Source organism: Desulfuromonas soudanensis, assembly GCF_001278055.1.
GTDB classification, from domain to species: Bacteria; Desulfobacterota; Desulfuromonadia; order Desulfuromonadales; family WTL; genus Deferrimonas; species Deferrimonas soudanensis.
Map to the genome: position 1 here is coordinate 1,270,111 of NZ_CP010802.1, position 23,813 is coordinate 1,293,923.

The 23,813-nt window shown below is 63.0% G+C and carries 19 protein-coding genes; 10 read left to right on the forward strand and 9 right to left on the reverse strand.

What is annotated here, in order from left to right; translation table 11 throughout:
* Nucleotides 1–450: 450 nt before the first annotated feature.
* From DSOUD_RS05615 to DSOUD_RS05640, 6 genes are all read right to left on the reverse strand, one after another.
* Nucleotides 451–1,467, reverse strand: coding sequence for an ABC transporter ATP-binding protein (locus DSOUD_RS05615; RefSeq protein WP_096335425.1), 1,017 nt, complete (start codon nt 1,465–1,467; stop codon nt 451–453).
* Between the two features lie 2 nt (nt 1,468–1,469).
* The gene (locus DSOUD_RS05620; protein WP_053550082.1) at nt 1,470–2,420 is read right to left on the reverse strand and encodes an ABC transporter ATP-binding protein; all 951 of its coding nucleotides are present in this window, start codon (nt 2,418–2,420) and stop codon (nt 1,470–1,472) included.
* A gap of 339 nt (nt 2,421–2,759) precedes the next feature.
* Entirely contained in the window at nt 2,760–3,395 is a 636-nt protein-coding gene (locus tag DSOUD_RS05625; RefSeq protein ID WP_053550083.1) for a hypothetical protein, read from the reverse strand.
* Entirely contained in the window at nt 3,395–4,174 is a 780-nt protein-coding gene (locus tag DSOUD_RS05630; RefSeq protein WP_082351089.1) for a L,D-transpeptidase, read from the reverse strand. The genes DSOUD_RS05625 and DSOUD_RS05630 overlap by 1 nt, the downstream gene beginning before the upstream one ends.
* Nucleotides 4,134–5,234 carry a L,D-transpeptidase family protein gene (locus DSOUD_RS05635; protein WP_053550085.1) on the reverse strand — a complete coding sequence of 367 codons (1,101 nt, stop codon included), beginning with the start codon at nt 5,232–5,234 and terminating at the stop codon, nt 4,134–4,136. Before DSOUD_RS05635 ends, DSOUD_RS05630 begins: the two co-directional genes overlap by 41 nt.
* A 12-nt stretch (nt 5,235–5,246) precedes the next feature.
* On the reverse strand, nt 5,247–5,852 hold the full coding sequence (locus tag DSOUD_RS05640) for a hypothetical protein (protein ID WP_157671775.1): 606 nt from the start codon (nt 5,850–5,852) through the stop codon (nt 5,247–5,249).
* A 377-nt stretch (nt 5,853–6,229) separates the two neighbouring features.
* On the opposite strand from DSOUD_RS05640, the gene DSOUD_RS05645 reads away from it, so the two are divergent.
* The 3 genes from DSOUD_RS05645 (at nt 6,230) to DSOUD_RS05655 (ending at nt 10,055) form a co-directional block, all read left to right on the forward strand.
* Nucleotides 6,230–6,772, forward strand: coding sequence for a hypothetical protein (locus DSOUD_RS05645; protein ID WP_053550087.1), 543 nt, complete (start codon nt 6,230–6,232; stop codon nt 6,770–6,772).
* A gap of 125 nt (nt 6,773–6,897) precedes the next feature.
* The gene (locus DSOUD_RS05650) at nt 6,898–8,643 is read left to right on the forward strand and encodes a transporter substrate-binding domain-containing protein (RefSeq protein ID WP_053550088.1); all 1,746 of its coding nucleotides are present in this window, start codon (nt 6,898–6,900) and stop codon (nt 8,641–8,643) included.
* Entirely contained in the window at nt 8,640–10,055 is a 1,416-nt protein-coding gene (locus tag DSOUD_RS05655; protein WP_053550089.1) for a sigma-54-dependent transcriptional regulator, read from the forward strand. The genes DSOUD_RS05650 and DSOUD_RS05655 overlap by 4 nt, the downstream gene beginning before the upstream one ends.
* A gap of 222 nt (nt 10,056–10,277) precedes the next feature.
* Here the strand turns inward: DSOUD_RS05655 and DSOUD_RS05660 are convergent, their stop codons facing one another.
* The gene (locus tag DSOUD_RS05660; RefSeq protein ID WP_053550090.1) at nt 10,278–11,573 is read right to left on the reverse strand and encodes a PKD domain-containing protein; all 1,296 of its coding nucleotides are present in this window, start codon (nt 11,571–11,573) and stop codon (nt 10,278–10,280) included.
* A 3-nt stretch (nt 11,574–11,576) separates the two neighbouring features.
* Here DSOUD_RS05660 and DSOUD_RS05665 point away from each other — a divergent pair, with 3 nt between their 5' ends.
* Nucleotides 11,577–12,557, forward strand: coding sequence for a transposase (locus tag DSOUD_RS05665; RefSeq protein WP_198300372.1), 981 nt, complete (start codon nt 11,577–11,579; stop codon nt 12,555–12,557).
* Between the two features lie 274 nt (nt 12,558–12,831).
* Nucleotides 12,832–14,172, forward strand: a complete 1,341-nt coding sequence (locus DSOUD_RS05670; protein ID WP_053550092.1) for a hypothetical protein — start codon at nt 12,832–12,834, stop codon at nt 14,170–14,172.
* A gap of 119 nt (nt 14,173–14,291) precedes the next feature.
* Here the strand turns inward: DSOUD_RS05670 and DSOUD_RS18815 are convergent, their stop codons facing one another.
* Entirely contained in the window at nt 14,292–14,456 is a 165-nt protein-coding gene (locus tag DSOUD_RS18815; RefSeq protein ID WP_232426556.1) for a hypothetical protein, read from the reverse strand.
* Between the two features lie 292 nt (nt 14,457–14,748).
* Here DSOUD_RS18815 and DSOUD_RS05680 point away from each other — a divergent pair, with 292 nt between their 5' ends.
* Nucleotides 14,749–15,381 (forward strand): hypothetical protein, encoded by a 633-nt coding sequence (locus DSOUD_RS05680; protein ID WP_053550094.1) that lies wholly within the window; start codon nt 14,749–14,751, stop codon nt 15,379–15,381.
* 15 nt (nt 15,382–15,396) lie between these two features.
* On the opposite strand, the gene DSOUD_RS05685 is transcribed toward DSOUD_RS05680, so the two are convergent.
* Nucleotides 15,397–16,176: an AsmA family protein gene (locus DSOUD_RS05685; RefSeq protein WP_053550095.1), complete on the reverse strand. Its 780-nt coding sequence runs from the start codon at nt 16,174–16,176 to the stop codon at nt 15,397–15,399.
* A gap of 434 nt (nt 16,177–16,610) precedes the next feature.
* On the opposite strand from DSOUD_RS05685, the gene DSOUD_RS05690 reads away from it, so the two are divergent.
* From DSOUD_RS05690 to DSOUD_RS05705, 4 genes are all read left to right on the forward strand, one after another.
* A complete protein-coding gene (locus DSOUD_RS05690; RefSeq protein WP_053550096.1) occupies nt 16,611–17,597 on the forward strand; it encodes a TAXI family TRAP transporter solute-binding subunit in 987 nt (328 codons plus the stop codon).
* A 91-nt stretch (nt 17,598–17,688) separates the two neighbouring features.
* The gene (locus DSOUD_RS05695) at nt 17,689–19,767 is read left to right on the forward strand and encodes a TRAP transporter permease (RefSeq protein ID WP_053550097.1); all 2,079 of its coding nucleotides are present in this window, start codon (nt 17,689–17,691) and stop codon (nt 19,765–19,767) included.
* Between the two features lie 46 nt (nt 19,768–19,813).
* The gene (locus DSOUD_RS05700) at nt 19,814–20,302 is read left to right on the forward strand and encodes a universal stress protein (RefSeq protein ID WP_053550098.1); all 489 of its coding nucleotides are present in this window, start codon (nt 19,814–19,816) and stop codon (nt 20,300–20,302) included.
* Nucleotides 20,295–23,318 (forward strand): NAD-glutamate dehydrogenase domain-containing protein, encoded by a 3,024-nt coding sequence (locus DSOUD_RS05705; RefSeq protein ID WP_082351090.1) that lies wholly within the window; start codon nt 20,295–20,297, stop codon nt 23,316–23,318. The genes DSOUD_RS05700 and DSOUD_RS05705 overlap by 8 nt, the downstream gene beginning before the upstream one ends.
* Nucleotides 23,319–23,813: the final 495 nt, after the last annotated feature.

Here is a 23,813-nt window from a genome sequence, read left to right on the forward strand (position 1 = left end):
CTCCCCGCTGAAATTTGTATACAGGATATGCAAAGATTTGAATGAGTGTGCCACCCCTGACACGCCCCTGTCAATGGTCAATTTCGCCGGAGATTCCGTAAACGGCAAATAGTTATGTATACGGAAATATGGGGAAAATCGATTTGGCCACCAAGACACCAAGACACCAAGGGAAGCAAACCCCCAAGGTACATACCTGAAAAAACGCTTTGAAAATCAGAATCTTTGCCTCACGCGACGCCGCAACGACGCAACGCTTCAGGGTCTAAGTCAAAAGCCAAGGTTTTCGTCGCGTCGTTGCGTCGTCGCGTGAAACCAGATCTTGCAGTGCACTTCTGAAGGTCAGGGTGAAAAATGACGCGGGGGAATGATACCCCTTAACCGGGTTTTCTTGGTGCCTTGGTGCCTTGGTGGCCAACAGGTTTATCAAACGTTCAGGAGGGGAAGCAGTCAGGGAGCGCTACGGAATTTGCCGACTTCGGCGCTGAAGTGGCAGGCGGCGAGGTGCCCCTGCCCCTTGTCCTCCAGGGGAGGGCTCAGGCGGGAGCAGATCTCGCGGGCGTAGGGGCAGCGGGGGTGAAAGTGGCATCCGGAAGGGGGGGAGAGAGGGGAGGGGACCTCGCCGGCGAGGGGGCGGGCGGTGCGGCGCCGGAGCGGGTCGGGAACGGGGATGGAATTGAGGAGGGCTTCCGTGTAGGGGTGGCGCGGCTGCCGGTAGAGCGCGTCGGCGAGGGAGAGTTCGACGATGCGCCCCAGGTACATCACCGCCACCCGGTCGCAGACGTGCTCGATGAGGGCGAGGTTGTGGGCGATAAAGAGGTAGGTGAGGCCGAATTCCTGCTGGATGTCCTGCATCAGGTTGATGACCTGGGCCTGGATGGAGAGGTCGAGGGCCGAGACCGGCTCGTCGGCGACGATCAGGCGCGGCTTGACCGCCAGGGCCCGGGCGATGCCGATGCGCTGGCGCTGGCCGCCGGAGAATTCGTGGGGATAGCGATCGTAGTGCTCGGCGGAGAGGCCGACAGTGGCCATCAGGCGCAGCACCTCGATGCGAACCTCTTCCCCGCGGGCGAGGCGGTGAATGTGCAGGGGCTCGGCGATGATCTCTCCCACCCGCATCCGCGGGTTGAGGCAGGAGTAGGGATCCTGAAAGATCATCTGCAGGTCGCGCCGGACGGCGCGCACCTCTTTCTTCCCCTGGAGCAGGACGTCGCGGCCGTCGAAGAGGACCTCGCCGCCGTCGGCTTCGAGGAGGCGCAGCAGCAGCCGGCCGGTGGTCGACTTCCCGCACCCCGATTCCCCCACCAGGCCGAGGGTCTCTCCGGAGGCGATGGTGAAGGAGACGTCGTCCACGGCTCGCAGGGTGAGACGGCGTCCGCCGAGGGGGCCCGGGGCGACGGAGAAGGTCTTGCTCAGGTTGCGCACCTCGAGAAGGGGCGCGGCGGTGTCGGCGACGGGGAGCGGCATGGTCAATCCTCCCAGCAGCGCACCAGGTGCCCTGCCTCCACTTCACGGAGCAGCGGCAGCTTTCCCCGGCGCGGGGCAAAGGGATGGGGGCAGAGGTCGAGAAAGGAGGTCCCCGGCTCGGCGCCTGCCGGCGGGGTGGGGATCGTCGCCAGGCGCCCGCGGCTGCCGCCGAGGCGGGGGATGCAATTCATGAGGCCGAGGGTGTAGGGGTGGAGGGGATTGGCGAAGATGGTTGCGACGTCGGCGTATTCCATGATCAGGCCGTTGTACATGACGGCGACCTGGTCGGCGGTTTCGGCCACGACCCCGAGGTCATGGGTAATGAGGAGCGTCGCCATCTGCCGCTCGGCCTTGAGGCTGGTCAGCAGGTCGATGATCTGGGCCTGGATGGTCACGTCGAGGGCGGTGGTCGGCTCGTCGGCGATAAGGAGCTGCGGGTCGCAGGCCAGGGCCATGGCGATCATCACCCTCTGGCGCATCCCGCCGGAGAGCTGGTGGGGATAGTCGTAAATCCGCTGCTGCGGCGCCGGGATGCCGACCTGTTGCAGCAGAGTTGCGGCGGCGTCGAGCGCCTCTTTGGGGGGGAGCCCCTTGTGCAGGCGCAGGACCTCGGCGATCTGTTCGCCGACCCGGAAAACCGGATTGAGGGAGGTCATCGGCTCCTGAAAGATCATGGCGATGCGGTTGCCGCGGGTGCGTCGCATCTCTTCGGCGGGCTTGTGAAGCAGGTCCTCGCCGGCAAAATAGATCTCGCCGTCGACAATCCGCCCCGGTGAAGGGACGAGGCGCAGCAGCGACAGGGCGGTCATCGACTTTCCGCACCCCGATTCCCCCACCAGGGCCAGGGTCTTGCCGACGGAAATGGTGAAGTCGATCCCGCGAACCGCCTTGACCAGGCCGGCGGCGGTGAAAAAGTAGGTCGTCAGGTTGCGTACGTCGAGGAGTGGCTGCATGGGACCTGCTGCGGCGATCGCTTGGGGGAAATTCCCGGTTCCGGCCTGCGGGCCGAGGGGGAACACTCTACATCGAAAGGGGCGGTCGGTCAAGATTGGGATGGCATGGGAAGCCCAGGTTGGCAGTGGGACGGGGGTGGGCAAAATGCTGTGGGACATCGGCCACTTTTAGAGAGCACAAACCTGGTTTTTGAAAAGCCTTTCTTCTCTGCCGAGCAGACGTTTCTCCCAGATCTTTTTCCGAGCACTCTGCCGCTGTTGGCTTCGGCGCTTTTGAAAAATCGTGGACATTTCATCTTTATCCCCTGGGGTTTTTCAGCTGGGCCCTTCGGAGCCTTTTCAGGGGGTGGAAGGAGGGCGGATCAGGCAGGGGACTTCTTCGGCGAAGGACCAGTATAGCTGGCGGGCGTCGTCGAGGGAGAGGGTCAGTTGCAGTTCGCTGGAAGGGTCGATGAAGAGTTTTTTTACGGCGCGACCGGCGCCGGCCGTGGTCTCCCCGAGACGGGCTACGGCGGCGGCGAAACCGGTGCCGGCGGAGCGGATGTCGATGCGGGTGCCGTCGTCGAGGATCAGCCGGTAGTTCCCCGGCATATCGCCCCGTTCCAGTGCATGCAGGGTGTCGTCAGCGTTTTTCTCCTCCTTCGGTTCTTCGTTGCCGGTTGCTCTGTCGGGGATGCGCACGGCCTCCCGTCGGGGCGGGCTGGAGGTCTCGCGGCGGAGCAGGGTGCGGGTCCTCGCTTCCGGTGGCGGCCCGTACAGCTTTTTCTTCTGCAGGGGAAGCCTCCTGAGGTCGACCCCGCCGGCCTTGAAGAGGATAAGGTTTTCGCGTAAATCGAAGAGGATGTAAAGTTTGCCGCTGCGCGCAATTTGCAACTCGGCGGTCAGCAACTGATGGTCGATGAGGAGATCGACGGCTTCGTCGGCCCTGGCGGAGAGAGGGAGGAGCAGAAGGATGAGCAGAAGGGATCGGAGCATCAGAAAATAATCACTCGCGAGCCGATGGGGAGTGTGCGATAGATCTGTTCCAGATCCTTGTCCCCCAGACGCACACAGCCGTGGGAGACGTTGCGTCCGAGCAGGCGGGTGTAGAGGGTGCCGTGGATGAAGTAGCCCTGGCCGATCCCGAGGGCGTAATCGCCCATCATCCCCGGCTCGGCGCGGGCGGCGGGATTTTCGGGAATGACTTCCCCCTCTTCGATAAACGCCCAGTCGGGTTTCATCCAGACCGGGTTGACCAATTTCGATTGAATGCGGAACTGGCCGCGCGGGGTGTCGAACACCCAGCGGCGACCGCTGGTCGGATCTTCGAGGACGTTGCCGCTGCCGCAGGAGGCGACCATCTCGGCCCGGGTCTTCTCCCCGCGCCGCAGGAGGATCTTGTTGCCGGCGGTGTCGATGACCAGGTAGTCGCCCGTCGGAGCCAGGGAACGGATACGGGCGCTGAGCGCGGCATTTTTTGCCCGCAGTTTGGCAATGTTCTCCGTTGCCGGCGCGGTTGCGACGGGCTGTTCTGCCGGTGAATGCCGGGCTTCCGGCGCTGTGGCGGCCGCTTCGCCTGGGGTGTTGAGCCCCTGGCTGTCGTCGGGGGAGCGAAAGAGAAGGAACAGGGGCGCAAGGAGAAGGGCTGCGGCGACAACCAGGAGAGCCCGGCGCCGGAACCGTCTGTGCGACGGCGGCGGCACAGAGCCAAGATCGCGGTTGGGCCGCACCGGCCTAGGGGAGCTGTCGGAGAGCCGATGCAATGAGATTGTCATGGTCGATTGTGCCAATGATCAGTACGGGTGTTCCTACGGCGATCTGCTCGTAGAGCAGGGCCATGGCGTGGTTGTCCAGTGCCACGCAGCCGTCGGTGATGCCGAGACTGCCGCCACCGTGAATTTCAATCAGGCCGCCAATCGCGGCGTTGTTTTTTAAAAGCCCGTCCCGCCGGGCCTGGCGGAAATTCTGCCGGTCGGCGGCATTGGGGTAATCGATCAACAGCGCCCGGAAATATTTGCTGTTCGGAAGTTTACGCTCGACCCGGTAATTCCCCTCGGGTGTCGCCTTGTCCCCGGCATGCCGTTTATCCGAAAGTCCGTTGCTTCCCAGACCCACAGAGTAACGCGCCCATTTCTTCCCTTTTCGGTAGATCGTCAGGGTGCGCTCCACCTTTTGCACCACGATCAGGTCGCTGCCGCTGCGACGGGAGGCAGCCATCGCCTCGTCGAACTGGGTTATCCAGCGGGCAATCTGTTTCCGATCGGCAAAACGTTCCAGAACCGGTTTCTGGGCGGCGACAACGACGCGCAGGTCCGATTCGGCTTCGGCGAGGCGATTTTCTGCCTCTTCCTGCTCTCCGGCGCCGAGGAGGCGGTCGATTTCGCTCAGGCGGATCTCGACCTGCACCAGACGGCGACTGGCCAGTCGTCGATCTTTGAGGGCCGCGGAAAGGTCGCGCAGAACCGATACTTGTTTTTGCAGGGATTGGCGTCGACGGTCGAGGGCCTTGCCTTCGGATAGGCGCCGGCCGCTCATGGCTGTCGCCAGCTCGTCCCCTGTGGTTAAGACATGACGAAAGGCTGCCGAAATCGCCTCGTCGTCCCGCAGCCAGCGCAGACGTTGTTGCTCCTGCTGCCAGAGGGCTTTGGCCGCGGAGAGCTCCCCTTCGTAGGTTGCATACTCGACCGGGAAACCGGATAGAGCACCGGCCCCGAGGAGGTCCTGTTCCTGGCGCAGCGCCAGGGGGACCTCCGGCGGGGCCGGCTTGTCAGTACACCCCCCGCAAACGGCAATGGCAACCGCCAGCAGGAAAATCGTCCATGCGCGGGGGCTCAACGGTGTCAATCCTTACTTCTGTTTGCCCTGGAGGGCGGCCAGTTTCTCCATGACCCCATTGATCTCATCGGACAGGGCCGTCGCCTTGTCTTTAATCGCCAACGCCTTTTCGGAAGCGGCGGCGTAATCCCCGCCGTCGATCAGCGGCTGTACTTCGGTCAGGGCGGCTTCGAGTCCGGAGACGTCGGCTTTCATCGCCATGATGTCGGCCGCCGAGCCTTTGCCCTTCGGGGCGTTGGCGACCAGTTCACTGGCGGTGGCGACGGCGGTGCCGGCCGCGGCAAGATCCGCTACGGCCTGATCCATCAGGCGCTGTTTTTCGGCGACGGTTTTGGCCTGGAGCGCTTCGCTGTCGGCTTTCGCCTGAGCCAGCATCTGCTTGGCCTTGTCGTAATTTTTCAACATTTTGCCGTCCTGCGTTTTCACCTCTTCCAGAGCGGCAACCAGCGCCCCTTCGACCTTTGCGAAGTCCTCAGCCGCGTAATTGGCGGCCCCTTCAGTTACCGCAGCGTCCATCGCGGCCTTGGCGGCCCCAATTTCTTCTACCGGCTGTTTACCGCATGCTACCAACGACGACACCATGACCAGACCTACCAGAACTGCCGCTAGCCGCTTCACCTTCTGCCTCCTTGAGTGTGCCCGATTCCGGGCACCATGCATTGTTTGCCTGCGCCGGGGACGTCCGAACTATTCGGCGTCCTCTGGTCGAAGCGGTGACATTTCACATAAAGGGCCCGCAATTAGCAAGAGCAATCTTGCGCCGGAAAAAAATTGACAAAAACAGTCCGTAACACCCTGTAATTAAAGGTTTAAAAATTTGATCTCCGGGGGATGGAGTCGTGGAACATATGGATGCGTGGAACATTTTGCACGGGTTGAACCCAGGGTCGCCCTCCTTGCGCTTTTCCCACCGGCTGTTAGAGAGGATATTGTCAACTGTACTTTTTGTAACACCTACTGTGGCAAAGGGGGCTTTGTCCCCGGGAAAGGGTTCCATGATCCGAATCGCGACCCTCCTTCTGCTGCTGCTCTTCTGGTGCGGATCGGCCTTCGCCGTGGTCTACCAGTGCCGGACCAGGGAGAACAACCTCTTTTTGACCAACAACCGGAACAAATTCCCTCCGGGGTGCGTGCAGGTCGGCGAGCCGATCGGCGAGGCGCCCGCACCCTCGCCGCCGGATTCCGGCCCCCCCGCCCTCCAGCGAAGAGAGCCCGAAACCATCGATCCCAGGCGTGCATCGCCGCCGCCGCGCTCCCGGGCGCCCCTGGAGGTGCCGGAGGAGACGACGCCTGAAGGCGCTTTGCACGAAGGGAGCGCGCCCGGGGTGTCGCCGGAAACCGGCCCCGAGGCTGCAAGGCCCGAGTCGCCGGATGAACAGCCGCCGCTCCAGGAGGGTCAGGCGGAGGAGGGGACGGACGAAGGAGCCGATCCCCCCGGCCAGCCGGAGGAGACCCCCGACACGGAGGGACCGGCGGCGGGTGGAGAGGTGCCGGCGGCGGAGGCCGGCGCTGCCGGGGAAGGCGAAGGGGAACGCTGACGGGCCCTGGCGGCCGGGGAGGGGAGGGGAAACTTAGGTTGACAGGGGAGCGGCGAGGGGCGAAAATCCACGGGACATCGACTTTTTCCGCTGGCGCCTCTTTCTTTTCGTCAAGGCTCCCCCCTATGCCGAGCAGACCTTTATCCCGGATCCTGACCGGAGCGCTCCTGGCGCTTCTGGTCCTGGCCTTATTCCCTCCGGGTCTCCGGGCCGCTCCCCCCGGGGAAGGGCTGGTGGTGGTCGGCGGCGACCAGAGCTACCCCCCCTACGAGTTTCTCGACGACGAGGGGCGCCCCGCCGGGTTCAATGTCGAGCTCACCGAGGCCATCGCCCGGGTGATGGGGATGCGCATCGAGATCCGTCTCGGCGCCTGGGGAACGATGCGCCGCGCCCTGCAGCGCCGGGAGGTCGACATCCTGCAGGGGATGGCCTTCTCGGAGGAGCGCACCGCCGAGGTCGATTTTTCCCTCCCCCATGCCGTGGTCCATCAGTCGATCTGGAACCGCCGGACCGCTCCCCCCCTGACCACCCTCGACGATCTCCGGGGGCGCGAGGTGATCGTCATGCGCGGCTCGATCATGCATGACTTCATGCTGCGCAGCGCCCCCGGGTCGACCCTGATCCTCACCGACTCCCTGGCCGAAGCCTTGCGCCTCCTCGCCCTCGGGCGCCACGACTGCGCCCTGGTCGCCAAACTCCCCGGCCTTTACCTCAGCCGCAAGCTCGGGCTGAGCAACATCGAGCCGGTGGCGCTCCCCCTCATCGCCCAGGACTACGGCTACGCGGTGCGCAAGGGGAATAAGGACCTTCTCGCCCGTTTCGACGAGGGGCTCACCCTCTTGCGCGAGACCGGAGAATACTCCCGCCTGCACCGCAAGTGGCTCGGCGTCCTCGAAAACCAGGGTCCTCCCTGGCGGCGCATCGGCCGCTACGTCGCCCTGGTCGCCGGGCCGCTCCTGCTGATTCTCGGCGGCACGGTCGGCTGGTCGCGCACCCTGCAGAAGGAGGTGGCCTCCCGTACCGCGGCTCTCGAGCGGGAAGTCGCCGAGCGCCGCCGGGCGATGGAGGAACTCGAGGTGCGTCAGCGCCAGCTCATCCAGGCCGACAAGATGACGTCTCTGGGGATCCTCGTCTCCGGGGTCGCCCACGAGCTCAATAACCCCAACGGCGTCATCATGCTCAACATCCCCCTGCTGCAGAAGGCCTGGCGCGACGCCGAACCGATCCTCGAGGAGCGCTACCTCAGGGAGGGGGACTTCACCCTCGGCTGGCTCAAGTATTCGCGGATGCGCCGCGAGATCCCCCTTCTCCTCGGCGAGACTCTGGAGAGTTCCCACCGCATCCGCCGCATCGTCGACGATCTCAAGGATTTTGCCCGCAGCGACGATTCCGATCACTCGGTCCGGCTCGAACTCAACGCCGTCGTCGCCGCCGCGGTGCGCCTCGTCGAGCCGACGATCCGCAAGGCCACGGTCGCTTTCAGCGCCGTCTACGGGGACGACCTGCCGGTGGTCCGCGGCAATCCCCAGCGCATCGAACAGGTGGTGGTCAACCTGGTTCTCAACGCCTGCCAGGCCCTGACCGCCTTCGAGGAGGCCATCCGCATCGAGACCGCCTGGGATCCACTCCAGGGGCGGGTGACCCTGGTGGTTGCAGACGAGGGGGCGGGGATAGCCCCCGAGCACCTCGAACACCTCACCGACCCCTTCTTCACCACCAAACGCGAAGCGGGGGGGACCGGCCTCGGCCTCTCCGTCTCCGCCGGGATCGTCAAGGAGCACGGCGGCACGCTGCACTTCGCCTCGACGCCGGGAAAAGGGACGGCCGTGACCCTCTCTCTCCCCCCCTTTTTCGAGGAGCAACCCGCATGAGCGACCCGACCCTCACCCCTTCCTTCGGACTCCTTTTGGTCGACGACGAGGCGCCCTGGCTGCGCACCCTGGGGATGACCCTCGAGGGGCCCGGCGGCATGACCAACCTCAGAAGCTGCCAGGACAGCCGGGAGGTCCTCGGCATCCTCAAGGAGGGGGACTTCGGCGTCGTCCTCCTCGACCTGACCATGCCGTACCTCTCCGGCGAGGCTCTGCTGCCGCAAATCCTCGAGGAACATCCGGGGACGGCGGTGATCGTCGTCAGCGGCCTCAACCAGGTCGAAACCGCGGTGCGCGCCATGCGCCTCGGCGCCTTCGACTTCTTCGTCAAGGGGGTCGACGACGACCGTCTCCTCGACGGCGTGCGCCGCGCCGTCCGGGTGGTGGAACTGGAGCGGGAGAACCGGGCCGTGGGGCGCCGCCTCCTCGCCGGGCGCCTCGAGCATCCCGAGGCCTTTTCTCCCCTGGTCACCGCCGATGTCTCCCTGCAGACAATCTTCCGCTACGTCGAGGCCGTCGCCCCCAGCCGGGAGCCGATGCTCATCACCGGCGAGAGCGGCACCGGCAAGGAACTCGTCGCCCGGGCGATCCACGCCCTGGGGCGCCGCCCGGGACCGCTGGTCGCCGTCAATGTCGCCGGCCTCGACGACAACGTCTTTGCCGACACCCTCTTCGGCCACAGGCGCGGCGCCTTCACCGGCGCCGACAGCGCCCGTCGCGGCATGGTCGAGCAGGCCGCCGGCGGCACCCTCTTTCTCGACGAGATCGGCGACCTCAGCCTCTCCTCCCAGGTCAAGCTCCTGCGCCTGCTGCAGGAAGGGGAATACTATCCCCTGGGCAGCGACGAGCCGCAGATCTCCAGCGCCCGCATCGTCGTCGCCACCCACCAGGACCTCGCCGCCCGCCAGGCGACCGGCGCCTTCCGTAAGGATCTCTACTACCGCCTTCGCGCCCATCACGTCCATTTGCCGCCTTTGCGCGAGCGCAAGAAGGATATTCCCCTCCTCCTCGACCACTTCCTCGCCGAGGCCGCCGTAGCTCTCGGCAAGGAGTCCCCCCACTACCCGCCGCAGCTTGCGGTTCTCCTCTCCACCTACCCCTTCCCCGGCAACGTCCGCGAGCTGCGGGCCATGGTCTACGACGCCCTCGGCGCCCACACCTCCCGTACCCTCTCCATGGCCGGCTTCCTCCGCGCCATGGGGAAGGACGGGGGAGGGGAGGGGAGCGTGCCCCCCTCGCGCACCGGCAACCCCTTCGCCGGCGTCGAGCCCCTGCCGGCTCTCCCCGAGGCCGTCAATCTCCTCATCGAAGAGGCGCTGGAGCGCTCGGGCGGCAATCAGTCCCTGGCCGCGCGTCTGATCGGCATCTCGCAGCCGGCCCTGAGCAAGCGCCTCAAGGCCGGGAGGAAGTAAAGGGACCGGCGCCTGTCCCTGAGCTAATCTGAGGACAGCAGTCGACAGCAGTGGGGTCGCGTCCCAACTCTTGACAATGTCAGAAGTTGAGACGCGACCCCCTGCGGCACTATCGCATTTCCGACTTAACGCAAAAAACCCCGATCGGAAGGCCGATCGGGGTTTTCTCGTTGCTACCGTCGTGATGCATGAGGAGTCGGAAGGATCTGTCGATCTCTTTTTCTAGGGTTCGATCACCTGCCAGAAAATCCTGCCGGTGCTCGACGAAGCGCCAGTGCAGGTCCCGTAGGCGAAAAGAATGTTCCCCCCCCGGGAAAAGCGCGTCACCATTTCCGTCTCCAGCAATCCATTGCAGGATACCGGATATTCCGCCAGCAAATTGTGGTTAGCGACATCGAAAAGCTGGATAGCGGACCCGTTGGTGGCTACGAAATAGTTCCCATCCGGGCTGAAGGAGCCGGAGAGCGGATAGGCATCCGTATCCCACTCCCCATAGACAGTGCCAAAGTCATCCGTACTGAAATCGAAGATAGTGTACGGGTTGACGGAGCCATTGCCAGATCCGGTCGTGAAAGCCGCATGCCTGCCATCGGGGGAGATTTGCAGATCGCCGGCAGAGGTGCCAACATAACCCCGCTGATCGACCAGATTGAGCGTCAAGGCCCCTTCGTCGAAGGCGTAGCGTTTGAGTTCCGCCGGGTTGATCCAGACCTCGCCGGCAACCAGCTGTTGCCCGGAGCGGTCGTATGCCAAAAGAATGCTGTCGGCGCTAAACGAGGTGTCGGGCCAGGTTTTCAGCACGCTTCCCGTGGCGCCATTCACCAGGCTGATGGATGAATAGTCGGCATAAATATTCAGTGGGTCGGACCTCAGGCTGACGAAGAGCTTGTTGCTGCCCCCCAGCGCCAGATCGAGGGGGAGAGACGGCAGGGGAATGAGGTTAGCCGTCCCGGCTTGCATATCGACGCGGGAAATGCTCGGCAGATCTTTCTTGACGGCGTAGAGCAGGCCCGACTCATCGTCGAACTCCATATCGCGAACCGCGCCGTCGACCGACACGGAGCGCTCGAACTCCTCGGTGAACACGTTTTGCAGTTCGACCCGGTTGTCCGTCGTGTTGGCGGAGAGGACCCAGCCGTCGCAGAGGGGGACGATATCCCCTGACAGGCTGGTCTCGATAACCCCCGACATTCCGAGTGTTGCGGGGTTGTCGAAGGTGCAGTTAATGACGTTGGCATGCACCGTGACCGTATCTGTCTGGCTTTGCAGCTCTCCGTCGTCCGCCAGCAGAGAAAGGACATAATCGCCTGGCAGATCGGCGGTAAAGCTTGGGGTGAGCGTATTCGCGCCGGAAAGGGTCGTGGCGCTCCCGCTCGGAGTGGAAACCAGGTTCCACTGATAGGTCAATGGCCCCCCGGCACTGTCGTAGGATGTCCCCGCCAGGTTCACGACCTTGCCGGTCAGGGCGTATTGATCCGTGCCGGCATCGATCACGGGGGAAGGGGTCAGGTTTGACAAACGGTGATTCCCCTCTATCCTTCACTCATGCCACGCAAACCTCGACTTCATTATCCCGGCGCCGTTTATCACGTCATTCTGCGTGGGAATAGCGGCCAAGACGTCTTCTTCGATGCGGGTGACCGTACGCGGTTCTTCTTGCTGATGCAGGAAAGCGTCGAGCGCTTCGGGTATCGCGTCCATGCCTTTTGCCTCATGACTACGCATCTTCATCTCGCCCTTCAGGTGGGAGATATCCCCCTCTCCCGGATTATGCAGAATGTCGGGTTTCGCTACACCCAGTTCATTAATCGCAAATATCACCGGACCGGGCATCTCTTCCAAGGGAGGTACAAGGCGCTTCTGATTGATGCCGACAGCTACCTGTTGGAACTGATCCGCTACATTCACCTCAATCCGGTCCGGGCCGGAATGGTTCGATCTCCGGAAGAGTACCCTTGGTCCAGCCATTCCAGTTATGATGGCGCTGTTCCCAGACCGCCTTGGTTGACTGTCGATTGGGCGCTGGCTCAGTTCGCGGGAGAGGCAGATACGGCCGTCGAGCGCTATCAGACGTTTGTCGCCGATGGATTAGGGGAGGGGCACCGGAAGGATTTTCACAGCGGATCGTTCGAAGGCCGTGCCCTCGGGGACGATAGCTTTATCGATCAGGCTCTGCTGAAAGCGGAAGAGAAAAGAGTAAGCGACATCGCCCTGAATCAGGTCATCGCGAGCGTCTGCTTGATCTATCAACTGACCACCGCTGAACTGAGGGCCGCAGGAAAGGCCCAACCGGCCGCAGAGGCCAGGGCGGTTGCCGCGCTCCTGGTCAGGAATTCAGATTCGCTATCTTTGATCGAACTGGCCGGATTTCTCAAGAGGGATCTTTCCGGGCTCAGTCATGCAGCACGCCGGATTGAACGGCGAGTGAAAACGGATGGTTTGTTGGGTGCGAAATGGCAGGAGGTGTCGGAGAACTTGAGAATCTCCGTTTGTCAGGCTTGACCCCTTTCTGCGGATTGTACAAAGTGCCAACAACAGCAGGTTGGAAGAAAGCGCATGCCTTGCAGTGAAGAACATCGGAAAGCCGTGTGCGGGAAAACCGCATGCACGGTTTGATGAGGGAGGGCAGGGTGAACCTGCTCTCTACTCTACCCTTTTGTAGGCTTCGAGCTAATCTGAGGACAGCAGAGGGTAGCAGTGGGGTCGTGTCTCAACTCTTTTTTGCCTGGCGATGATGGTGCTTGAACAGCGGCCCACATTAAGTCATCATAAATCTATGCCAAAAACAGCCTTTCAGGCCATCGAAAACAGCATCATCGCCTTCCTCGGCGGGGCCGCAGTTTCCTTGGGGGAATTAGAACCTGGGGAGGATCTCGCTGCAGTGGAGGATCTCCCCGCGGTGGAAGATCTTGCCGCAGTGGAAGATCTCGCCGCAGGGGAAGATCACCACGAAATTCTGATCCGCTTGATGTTCGACAAGTCCACCTACCTGTTCAAGGCCAAACGTGAGGAACTCGCCTTCACCTCTACCGAAATCAGTTTCATCCGGGAGTTGCTGGCGGCTTTCGAAGGGCTCTACGGAGGCTTTTCTGCCGAGGGCTACGCGGCGCACTTCCGCACTGCCTTATTGACCTCACTCACCGATATCGCCGTGGCCCGCTACCTGCGCGGTGACCGCAAGGGGGTGTTCTGGCCGGTGCAGAGCTTGATCCAGCTGCTGAAGAACCTCTCCTACCAACGCTATGAAGGGACTCCGGCGACGACCGGCTTTCTCGTCTATCGCTCTCAGCTTGACGATTTTGTCGGCTCGCTCAAGGCCTCCCACTTCAACTGGTTCGATCTGGGGAAGGAGCGTCAGCGCATCAACGCCGATTTTTTCCGTAACCCCTTGACTTACCGTTTCGTCGACGGGCTGAGAGCCCTCTTTGTCTGCGATATCCGCATGAACGTCAAGGGGACCATCCAGACCGGCTCGCCGCGTCCGCGGAAGCCGGTCGAGCAGTTGGCCTGGAAGGATACCCAAGACCTGCTCGGCTCGGCGGGAGAGGCGGCCTTTGCGATCTTTGTTAACGAGGTTTCGGAGGTCGAAGTCGTCCTGGACGGCGGACGACTTCTGGTCTGGCGCAAGGGAGTCTGGGGGGTCTACGATCCTGATATCTTCCGCGAATTTTTTGCCGGCAAGCTGGATAAGCGTTCGGTCGATTCCCTCGTCGGAGCCATCTACGCCCTTTCCAAATCGCGCCACGGCACGGTGGTTCTGGTCGCCGATGAGGGGACAGATCTTGACGCCTTGCGTAAGGGGTCGGTCGGCGGTCGCGAGTCTTTAAGTCGGGCGCTGGTGGAACATGTGCGCGGCAGCAAACTCGGTGTTTTGGAACACTCCGGCGAGTTGAGCCGTATCCTCTCCTCGGACGGCTTGACGGTGATCAACCGCAAGGGGGAACTGCTCGATACCGGCGTCATCGTCGACACCTCGCAGGTCAAGGGTCTGGTCACTGGCGGCGGCCGTACCACAGCCGCCAGCGCGGCTTCGCATTTCGGCCTGGTGATCAAGGTCTCTGAAGACGGACCGGTGGAACTCTATCGCGCGGGAAAACGGATCTACCGTTTCGGTTAAGCGTCGGTTGTGGGATTTTAAGACCGGGGTTCGCTATCTGCTAATTCCGATGTTACCAATAAAAAACTTATGATAGCTGGTCAGCTAAACCTTGAAGCGGAATTAAGATCAGCAAAACATTAGTTCGACATGGAACCGAAAATAAATCCTTCCCTCTTCCGTCCCTCGATAAACCGCCCCCCCACTCCCCGCAGCAGCTCCCGGTGCTCCTCTCCACCTACCCTTTCCCCGGCAACCCCTGCGCCGGCGACGAGCCATTGCCGGCTCTCCCCGAGGCTGTCCATCTTCTCGTCGAAGAGGCCCTGGAGCGCTCGGGAGAGAATCAGTCCCTGGCCGGGCGCCTGATCGGCATCTCGCAGCCGGCCCTGAGCAAGCGCCTCAAGGACGGGAGGAAGTCGGGGGACCGGCCCCGTCCGTCTGCCGGTGGCCCTCAAGCAAACTGGGGGGGTGGAATTTTCCGAGTTGGGACGACTGGGGGGGAGGGGAGAAATTATCGGCAAAAAGGATAAAATGAAATGTAGAAACTCCCCCGGAACTCAGCCGGGGCCAGCAGGTTGAAAGGAAAGGAGGTCTGTCATGCGTCGCCTCACGGGAATATTCTTGGCCCTTGCCCTGGCGCTGGCCGGTTGTGCCTCCCCCGGCCCGCAATCCCTCCCGGAGCCGATCCCTCCCCTGCCGTACCGCATCACCCTGGAGTTTACCTCCGATATTTCCGATCCCTATTACGTCCTGTCGGGTCCGAGCGAGTCCTACCTCCGCGTTCCCTTCAACGCCTGGGCCAGGGGCGCCCTGCTGCGGCGTCTGGCCGCCCGTTCCGCAGGCGCCGGAGCGCCGGAGGTCACCCTCAGGGTGCATCTGGTCTCCCTGCAGACGAGCTACCGGGAGGTGGGGAGCGGTCCGGGAGGCGGGGCGCCGACGTCGACCGGCCTCTTCGGTCCCCTTCTCCTGGCGGGGGGGGATTTTGACGGCGGGGACGGTCGGCACATCCCCTCGGAAATCCACAAGGGCGCCCGCCTGGAGGCGGAGCTCAGGGTGGATCGGGGAGGACGGACGCTGGTGGAAAAAACCCTGACCCCCGAAGTCAGGGAGACGGTTTACTGGGAGGATTTCAACGACTGGAGCTACGATTACGGCGACCTCCTCCGGCGGCTGATTACCCGGTTGGTGAAGGATGTCGACGGCGCCCTCCAGGAGGTCGTCCTCCCCTGAGGTCTTCTCCCCCTCCTAATTCCCCAGGAGTTTCTTGAGCTGGTCGCTGGCGCCGGTTCCGAGTTTCTCGTCGATCTTTTTCTCGACCTCCGCCCCCCTGTCACCGAGCCTGTCGCGCAATATCCGCTCCACCCCCTGGCGGGCGGCGGCTTTTTCCAGCTCTTTGAGGAGGGCCGTCAGCACGACGTCGGACAGGTTCTCGGGGGTGATGCCGTTTTTGCCGCCGATATTGGTGAGGGTGATGGCCGGCACCCTGGCCTCCAGGACCTTGCCGCCGACCGCGGTCAGATCGAAGACACCGGTCCCCTCGGCGGTCGAAAGGCGGGTGACCCTGAGCTTGAGCGGAGCGCTTTCGCTCTTGGTCCCCTCGGTTTTCCCGGAGGAGGCGGAGGATTGTTTCAGGTTCTTTTTCAGGACATCGAGGTTGGATTCTCCCCGGGCGTTGATTTCAAAAAGGAAGCGCGTTTGACCGATACGGATCTCCTCGATCACCGGGACCTCCGCGGTGAGGGTGTCCGTATCGAGATTGAGGACGATTTCCCCGAGGGTGAAGACCGGGGCCTGCGAATACCCCGGAGGGTTGGCCACCGAAAGGCCGCTGACGACGCCGCTCCCTTCGCGCAGGGAGATTTTCACCGACTGGACGGCGACCTTGGTTCCCGCCGCTTCGCTGCCGTATTTTTCGATGCCGGCCTCGACCAGGCTGTCGAGGTTTTTCAGCAGGAAAAGGACCCCCGCGGCGATGACGACGACGAGGATGCCGCCGATGATCAGTGCTGATTTTCCCTTGCTCATACCTGTCTCCCCTGAATTGATGTCGTTAAAAATACGAAGCCAAAGTTACCAGCTTGTGAACGATTTGCCATAGGGAAAAAATCGTCAAACCGCAACCGGCCCTTTCCTGGGGAAAAAAGCGCCCTTGAATCCCGCTCAGGGGGTATGCCTCAGGTTATGATCATAACCTGAGGCATACCTCTTCTTTTTCCCCTCTCACCGGGCCTCCCGCCCCCTTTTCCCTCCCTGAGGATAACCCTCGTTATACCCCTTCGCCCCTTCCGCTCCCCCGAATATTCTCCAAAAACCCGTTAAAACCAATAAAGTGACCCCCTTGAGCCGACATGGTATGTGCCTTGCTGTATACTTGCCTGCTATGGGGCGTTGCGGAGCGTCCTCGATCTTTCCGCGGCGTTCGCGGAGCATTCATCACTATTCGAAGGGAGAATGAAGAAATGAAGAAAACGGCAATAATCGTCCTGGTTCTGGCTATGGCCCTTGTCGGCTGCAAGGAAAAAACCGAGCAAAAGGCAGAGAGCGGCGCGGTCCGCTACCTGACCATAGGGACCGGCGGCGTCACCGGCGTCTATTATCCCACCGGCGGTGCCATCAGCAAGCTGGTCAACGAAAACAGCGATAAATACAACCTGCGGATGACCGTCGAGTCGACGGGGGGGTCGGTCTTCAACGTCAACGCCCTGATGAACGGCGACCTCCAGATGGGCGTCGTCCAGTCCGACCTGCAGTACCAGGCCTACAAGGGGCTCGGCGAATGGACGGGGAATCCGCAGGAGAAATTGCGGGCGATGTTCGCCATCCACCCCGAGGCCGTGACCATCCTCTCCGCCGCCGACAAAAATATCAACAGCGTCGCCGACCTCAAGGGGAAGGTCGTCAACATCGGCGCTCCCGGCACCGGTCAGCGGGTCAACGCCCTCGACCTCTTCGCCGCCGCCGGGATTGACGAGAAGGATGTCACCATCGAGGGGATCAAACCGGCCGAGGCCGCCGGGATGCTGCAGGACGGCCGCATCGACGCCTACTTCTACACCGTCGGCCATCCCAACGGTTCGATCAAGGAGGCCGTCGCCGGCGCCCGCAAGGTCGCCTTCGTCCCCGTCGACGCCGACCTGGTTGCCAAGCTGGTTGCCGAGCAGCCCTACTACGCCCCGGCCGATATCCCCGTCGCCCAGTATCCCGGGGTGACCAATACCGCCGACGTCCCGACCTTCGGCGTCAAGGCGACGATCTGCACCTCCGCCGCCGTCCCCGACGACGTGATCTACACCGTCACCAAGGAAGTCTTCGAGAACATCGAGGAGCTGCGCAAGCTTCACCCGGCCCTGGCGGTGCTGACCCGCGAGAACATGATGCAGGGACTCTCCGCCCCCCTCCATCCCGGCGCCGTCAAGTATTTCAAGGAAGTCGGTCTGATTAAGTAGCAGGGTCCATGTGGCACCACGGCGGGGGGACGGCGCACCGTCCCCCCGTGAACCGAATTTCAGGGACGAGAGCAGAAAAAAGGATGAATCCATGAGCGACCAGGACAAGGAGCTGCAGGACGAAGGTCTCGAAACGGCCCGGCGGATGAAGGAGGAGGAGGAGCTGGGCCTGCGCCGGGTGCAGGGGTGGCAGCGCTACATCGTTCCGGCGGTGGCCCTGTGCTGGTCCCTCTTTCAGCTCTCCCTCTCCAGCTGGCTGATTCTCGATTCCACCTATATTCGCGCCATTCACCTGGCCTTCGCCCTCATCATCGTCTTCCTCTCCTACCCGACGCTGCGCCGCGACGTGAAGATCCCCGGGCTGCGCTGGCTCGGGGAAAAGCACACCATCCCCGCCGCCGACTATCTGGTGGCGATCCTCGGCGCCCTGGCGGCGCTGTACATCGTCATCGACTATAACGGTCTCGCCGCCCGCATCGGCCAGCCGAACCTGCGCGACCTGGTGATCGGCACCTTTCTGGTGCTCATCCTTCTCGACGCCGCCCGCCGGGTCATCGGACCGGCGCTGCCGATCATCGCCGGCCTCTTCACCTTCTACGCCTTCTTCGGCCCCTACATGCCGGAATTCCTCGCCTTCAGGGGGGTTTCCCTCGCCCGTTACATCGGCCAGATCTCCCTGACCACCGAAGGAATCTTCGGCATCCCCCTCGACGTCTCGGCGCGGATCGTCTTTCTCTTCGTCCTCTTCGGCGCTCTCCTCGAGCGCGCCGGGGCCGGGCGCTTCTTCATCGACCTGGCCATGAGCCTCCTCGGGCGCTACAAGGGGGGACCGGCCAAGGCGGCGGTCCTCGCCAGCGGTCTCACGGGCCTCGTCTCCGGCTCCTCCATCGCCAACGTCGTCACCACCGGCACCTTCACCATCCCGATGATGAAGAAGGTCGGCTATCCGGCCTACAAGGCGGCGGCCATCGAGGTGGCGGTGTCGACCAACGGCCAGCTGATGCCGCCGGTCATGGGGGCTGCGGCCTTCATCATCGCCGAGTACGTCAACATCCCCTATCTTGAGGTCTGCAAGGCGGCGGCGGTGCCGGCCTTCGCCTCCTACATGGCGCTCTTTTTCATCGTTCACCTCGAGGCCTCCAAGCTCGGGATGAAGGGGATTCCCCAGATCGACCTGCCGCGCTTCTTTTTCACCCTGGTCAACGGCTGGCAGTACCTCCTGCCGATCTTCGTCCTCCTTTACGAGCTCATCATCCCCCGCCACTCCCCCGATCTCGCCGCCTTCCGCTCCATCCTCCTTCTGGCGGCGATCATGCTCTTCCAGCATGCCGTCGGCCGCAAAAAACACGGCATCACCTTCGGCGAGGGGATCAAACGCGGTTTTCTCGACATCGTCGCCGGCCTCATCGCCGGGGCGCGCAACATGGTGAGCGTCGCCGTCGCCACCGCCTCGGCGGGGATCGTCGTCGGCGTGGTGACCATGGGGCTCGGCGGGCTGATCACCGCCGTCATCGACACCCTGAGCATGGGGAACCTGGGGCTGATGCTCTTCATCACCGCCGCCGCCTGCATGATTCTGGGGATGGGGCTGCCGACCACCGCCAACTACATCGTCATGGCGTCGCTGACCGCTCCGGCCCTGGTGACCATCGCCGGCTGGCAGGGGTTCGAGGTGCCGCTCATCGCCGCCCATCTCTTCGTCTTCTACTTCGGGATCCTCGCCGACGACACGCCGCCGGTCGGTCTGGCGGCCTACGCCGCCGCCGCCATCGCCAAGAGCGATCCGATCAGGACCGGCCTGCAGGGGTTCATGTACGACATCCGCACCGCCGTTCTCCCCTTCATGTTCATCTTCAACACCGACATGCTCCTCCTCGGGATCGACTCCATCCCCCTGGCGTTCTACATCTTCGCCATGACCTGCGTCGGGATGTTCGCCTTTGCCTCGGCGACCATGGGGTGGTTCGCCGTCAGGAACCGCTGGTACGAGTACCCTCTCCTCATTGCTGTTGCGGCGCTCATGTTCCGCCCCGGATTCTTCGCGGCCTACCTGGGGATCGACAATCATTACCTGAGCTATCTGGTCGGTCTGGCCCTGTGGGGGGCGATCTACGCCCTGCAGCGGCTTCGTACCGGATTCGGCAACAAACAGACACCTCTTGCAGCTTAAGGAGCCCGCCGGCGCCTACAGGCCGGCGGCTCCCAGGAGACAGACGATGATCCCCAAGTACGGTACCCTGCTCTATGCCACCGACCTGACGGTCAATGCCGCCCACGCCTTTCGTCACGCCGTCGCCGTGGCCCGCTGCCACGACGCCAGAATCGTGGTGCTTCACGTCCTCCCCGAGGTCGAGCCGGCGATGCTCAACTACATCTCCACGGTGATGGGGGAGGACAAGCTGGCCAGGTTCGAACTCGAGCACAAGGACGAGGTCGCCGACCAGATCCGCCTGCGTCTCCATCAGTTCGCCAAGGAGGAACTCGCCGACCGCCCCGAGGATCTGGAGAAGATCGCCGGCATCGAGGTTCATCACGGCAACGCCGTCGCCCGCATTCTCGAGGCCTCCGACCGCATCGACGCCGACCTGATCGTCGTCGGCAGCCACGGCAAGGGGCGCCTCAAGTACGCCTTTCTCGGCAGCGTCGCCGAAAAGCTCCTGCGCAAGTCGCACCGGCCGGTGCTGGTGGTGCCGCTCAATGATTAATTTCCCTGCCGATACGGACACGATCATCGAGGGGGCAAAAAAACGCCTGTACGGGGAGGTGCTGCGGGAAATCGGCGGCAGTTGCGGCAGTGCCGGCGAAAATCTGCACTGGCTGATGGCCCGGATGCACCCCTATTTTTCCATCACCATGCAGGACGAACCGGAAGCGGTGGCCGCCCTGGCCACCCGGATGCACCTCCTCGGCCGCGAGCAGCGCCTGGTCCTCGCCGATCGCGAGACGCGCCTCATCGTCGCCCGCCCCAACCGCCCCGGGTCCCTCTACGACACCCTGAAGAACCTGCGCGAGCGGGAGATTTCCTACGCCCAGTTCACCCAGTCCTACGGGACCCTCCCCGGGCTCGCCGAGGGGCTCGAGGTTCAGCGCTTCGAGTTCGAGCGCAAGAGCAACCAGGAGATCGCTGAGGCCGGGAAGGTCAAGATCCCGGGCGGCATCCGCCGGGAGATATCCGGCGCCATCCGGGACTTTTATCCCGATGTCGAGCCCGGGGAGTTCGATCGCCTCCTGCGTCTCCTCTGGCTCAATAACGAACATTATGTGCGGGTCTCCCCCGCCAAGCGCGTCGCCCAGGTCCTCTGGCTCTATCTGCAGAGCATTCTCTACGGGGGGATCTATTTCGACGCCGAGGAAACCGAGGATACGGAGCACCAGCGCGAATACCGGGTCATGTTCGCCGCCAGCAATCCCCCCCAGAACGACTTTCTTCAGCAGATCATGGAGGTTTTCAACCGCCTCGGCATCGGCGTGAAAAGGGCCTACTGCCTGACCATCAGCAACGGCGTTCACCCGTACTTTCTGGGGAATTTCTACGTGCGCACCCGGGACGCCGGGCTGGTGGACAAGAACTCGGAGCTCTTCACCGGGCTGCGCAAGGAGCTCTACAACACCCAGATCCTCTCCACCACCTCCCACGTCTACCGCCAGTTCGTGGCGGGAGGAATCATCCCCGGCGAAGAGGCGTCCCTGGTCAATGCCCTGATCGGCTTCTGTCACACCAACCTGGCCCACAACCAGCCCGACCGCTTCGGTTTCGAGGACGTGATGCGGGCCTTTGACAGCCATCCCGCCATGGCCCTGCAGCTGATCCGGCTCTTCAAGACCCGCTTCGACCCGGCCCTCAAGGATCGCGCAGCGCTCTACGGCCGCACCCTGAGCGAAGTCACTGCGGCCATCGAGGCCTACAACACCGGACACCGGCATCTCGACGACGTGCGGCGGTCGATATTCCGCTGCGCCCTGATCTTTATCCGCCATACCCTGAAAACCAATTTTTTCATCCCGGAAAAACAGGCCCTGGCCTTTCGCCTCGATCCTGCCTACCTGGCCGAGCTAGGGTCCGACTTTACCGACGATCTCCCCCCCGAGCGCCCTTTTCGCATCACCTTCTTCTTCGGTCGCCACGGTGCCGGCTTTCACATCGGCTTCTCCGACATCGCCCGCGGCGGCTGGCGCACCATCCTCACCCGAGGCTGGGACGACTACGTCACCTCGGCCAACACCATCTTCCGGGAAAACTACGTCCTCGCCCACACCCAGCACCTCAAGAACAAGGATATCTACGAGGGGGGATCGAAGATGGTGGTGGTCCTCGATTCGGCCGATCTCGCCGATCAGGATCTCGTCACCCGGCGCCTCTACAAGCTGCAGTTCGGCTTCATTAACGCCTTTTTCGATATCTTCGTCACCGAGAACGGCCGGGCCAAAGATCCCCGGGTCGTCGATTATTACGGCGAGGACGAGCCGATCGAGCTCGGCCCCGACGAGAACATGCACGACGAGATGGTGGAGATGATCGCCCGCCAGTCGGTGCGCCGCGGCTACATCCTCGGCATCGGCGTCATCTCCAGCAAGAGGGTCGGCATCAATCACAAGGAATACGGGGTCACCAGCGCCGGGGTCGTCAAGTTCGCCGAGATCACCATGGCCGAACTCGGCATCGACATCGGCAAGGATCCCTTTACGGTGAAGTTCACCGGCGGACCCAACGGCGACGTCGCCGGCAACGCCATGCGCCTCCTTCTCGAGCGTTGTCCTAAGGTGCGAATCAACCTGGTCATCGACGGCACCGGCGCCCTCTTCGACCCCAGCGGCGCCGACCCCGAAGCCTTGAAAAAGATCATCCTCAAGGGGGACGTCGACGCCTTCGACCCGCAGGCGCTCCAGGAGGGGGGATTTCTCTTGTACCGCACCCAGCGCCGAACCGAAGGGCTCTGCGAGCTTTACCGGAAGGTGGTGCGGTGCGCGGGGGAGCTGGCGGAAGAGTGGATCACCGTCGACGAATTCTACCGCGACTACAACGGCCTGACCTTCACCGTCGCCGCCGACCTCTTCATCCCAGCCGGCGGGCGTCCCGAAACGATCGACGCCGAGAACTGGGAGCGCTTCCTCCTCGAGGACGGCACCCCGAGCGCCCGGGCCATCGTCGAGGGGGCCAACTCCTTCCTCACCCCCGCGGCCCGCGTCGAACTGCAGAAAAAAGGGGTTGTCCTCCTTCGCGACGCCTCGGCCAACAAGTGCGGGGTGATCTCCTCCTCCTACGAGATCATCGCCAATCTGCTGATGAACGAGAAGGAGTTTCTCGCCAACAAGGAGCGCTATGTCGCCGACGTCCTCGAGATTCTCGAACGCCGCGCCGGAGACGAGGCGCGCCTGATCTTCCGCCGCCACCGCGAGGCCGGCGGCAGCCAGCTCTACACGGAGATCTCGGCGGGGATCAGCCAGGAGATCAACGGCCACTACGCCCGGTTGTTCGCCTTCTTCCAGTCCCGCCCCGAGCTCTGCGACGATCCGCTCTTCAAAAGAGCCATCGAATCCCACATGCCGGCCCTGGTGCGGAGCAGCACCAAGTACCGGGGGCGGATCAAAAACCTCCCCCCCAAATACCGCTACGCCATCCTCGCCTCCGAGCTCGCCTCGTCCCTCGTCTACCGCGGCGATTCGGAGGCCAGTTTCGTCGAGATGCTCCGCGCCCATCTGATGCGCAGCCTGAGCATCTGACGCCCCCCGGGTCCGTTTGCCGCCCCTTATCCTTCCGGGCGGCAAACGGGCTTCTCTTCGCCGCCCCTCCGTGTTAGAATCCGCCCCTTTGAAAATGGTTTTAAGCGGGAAACCGGCGGGTCGCGTCCCGGTTGTCGGTTGCACGGTTTTGACTTTCAACCCGCAGCCGTTCACTGAAATGCTCGCTGTCGGCCCGGCGGTATATCCAGTTGTCCCTTCGCAGGAGCACCCGGTGGTTGATCCCCCCTGCCGGCTGTCTCGCGTTGACCGGTTATTGCTTCCCGATCCGTTACGACCCATGCCGACCGCAGGTCAAGCGCTTTTCTGCCTACTCTTTAGTCGCTTTACAAAAGAGTAGGGCGGCGTCGGGGGCCGCGACCCCCGGGTCTTGTCCCTGTCCTTGAATTGATTGATAACCTTTACGATACGCCGGCCAAATCACCTCTGTCCGTCGCAGCGGAACACCCCTGCCGATCAGGAGTATTGCCGTTGCAT

What these genes read in the sequence shown, in the direction of transcription:
- DSOUD_RS05690 (WP_053550096.1), top strand. Translation starts at nt 16,611, where the DNA reads ATGAAGAAAACGGCAATAATCGTCCTGGTTCTGGCTATGGCCCTTGTC.
- DSOUD_RS05630 (WP_082351089.1), bottom strand. Translation starts at nt 4,174, where the DNA reads ATGACAATCTCATTGCATCGGCTCTCCGACAGCTCCCCTAGGCCGGTG.
- DSOUD_RS05680 (WP_053550094.1), top strand. Translation starts at nt 14,749, where the DNA reads ATGCGTCGCCTCACGGGAATATTCTTGGCCCTTGCCCTGGCGCTGGCC.
- DSOUD_RS05615 (WP_096335425.1), bottom strand. Translation starts at nt 1,467, where the DNA reads ATGCCGCTCCCCGTCGCCGACACCGCCGCGCCCCTTCTCGAGGTGCGC.
- DSOUD_RS05645 (WP_053550087.1), top strand. Translation starts at nt 6,230, where the DNA reads ATGATCCGAATCGCGACCCTCCTTCTGCTGCTGCTCTTCTGGTGCGGA.
- DSOUD_RS05620 (WP_053550082.1), bottom strand. Translation starts at nt 2,420, where the DNA reads ATGCAGCCACTCCTCGACGTACGCAACCTGACGACCTACTTTTTCACC.
- DSOUD_RS05700 (WP_053550098.1), top strand. Translation starts at nt 19,814, where the DNA reads ATGATCCCCAAGTACGGTACCCTGCTCTATGCCACCGACCTGACGGTC.
- DSOUD_RS18815 (WP_232426556.1), bottom strand. Translation starts at nt 14,456, where the DNA reads ATGGACAGCCTCGGGGAGAGCCGGCAATGGCTCGTCGCCGGCGCAGGG.
- DSOUD_RS05655 (WP_053550089.1), top strand. Translation starts at nt 8,640, where the DNA reads ATGAGCGACCCGACCCTCACCCCTTCCTTCGGACTCCTTTTGGTCGAC.
- DSOUD_RS05670 (WP_053550092.1), top strand. Translation starts at nt 12,832, where the DNA reads ATGCCAAAAACAGCCTTTCAGGCCATCGAAAACAGCATCATCGCCTTC.
- DSOUD_RS05625 (WP_053550083.1), bottom strand. Translation starts at nt 3,395, where the DNA reads ATGCTCCGATCCCTTCTGCTCATCCTTCTGCTCCTCCCTCTCTCCGCC.
- DSOUD_RS05650 (WP_053550088.1), top strand. Translation starts at nt 6,898, where the DNA reads ATGCCGAGCAGACCTTTATCCCGGATCCTGACCGGAGCGCTCCTGGCG.
- DSOUD_RS05685 (WP_053550095.1), bottom strand. Translation starts at nt 16,176, where the DNA reads ATGAGCAAGGGAAAATCAGCACTGATCATCGGCGGCATCCTCGTCGTC.
- DSOUD_RS05695 (WP_053550097.1), top strand. Translation starts at nt 17,689, where the DNA reads ATGAGCGACCAGGACAAGGAGCTGCAGGACGAAGGTCTCGAAACGGCC.
- DSOUD_RS05705 (WP_082351090.1), top strand. Translation starts at nt 20,295, where the DNA reads ATGATTAATTTCCCTGCCGATACGGACACGATCATCGAGGGGGCAAAA.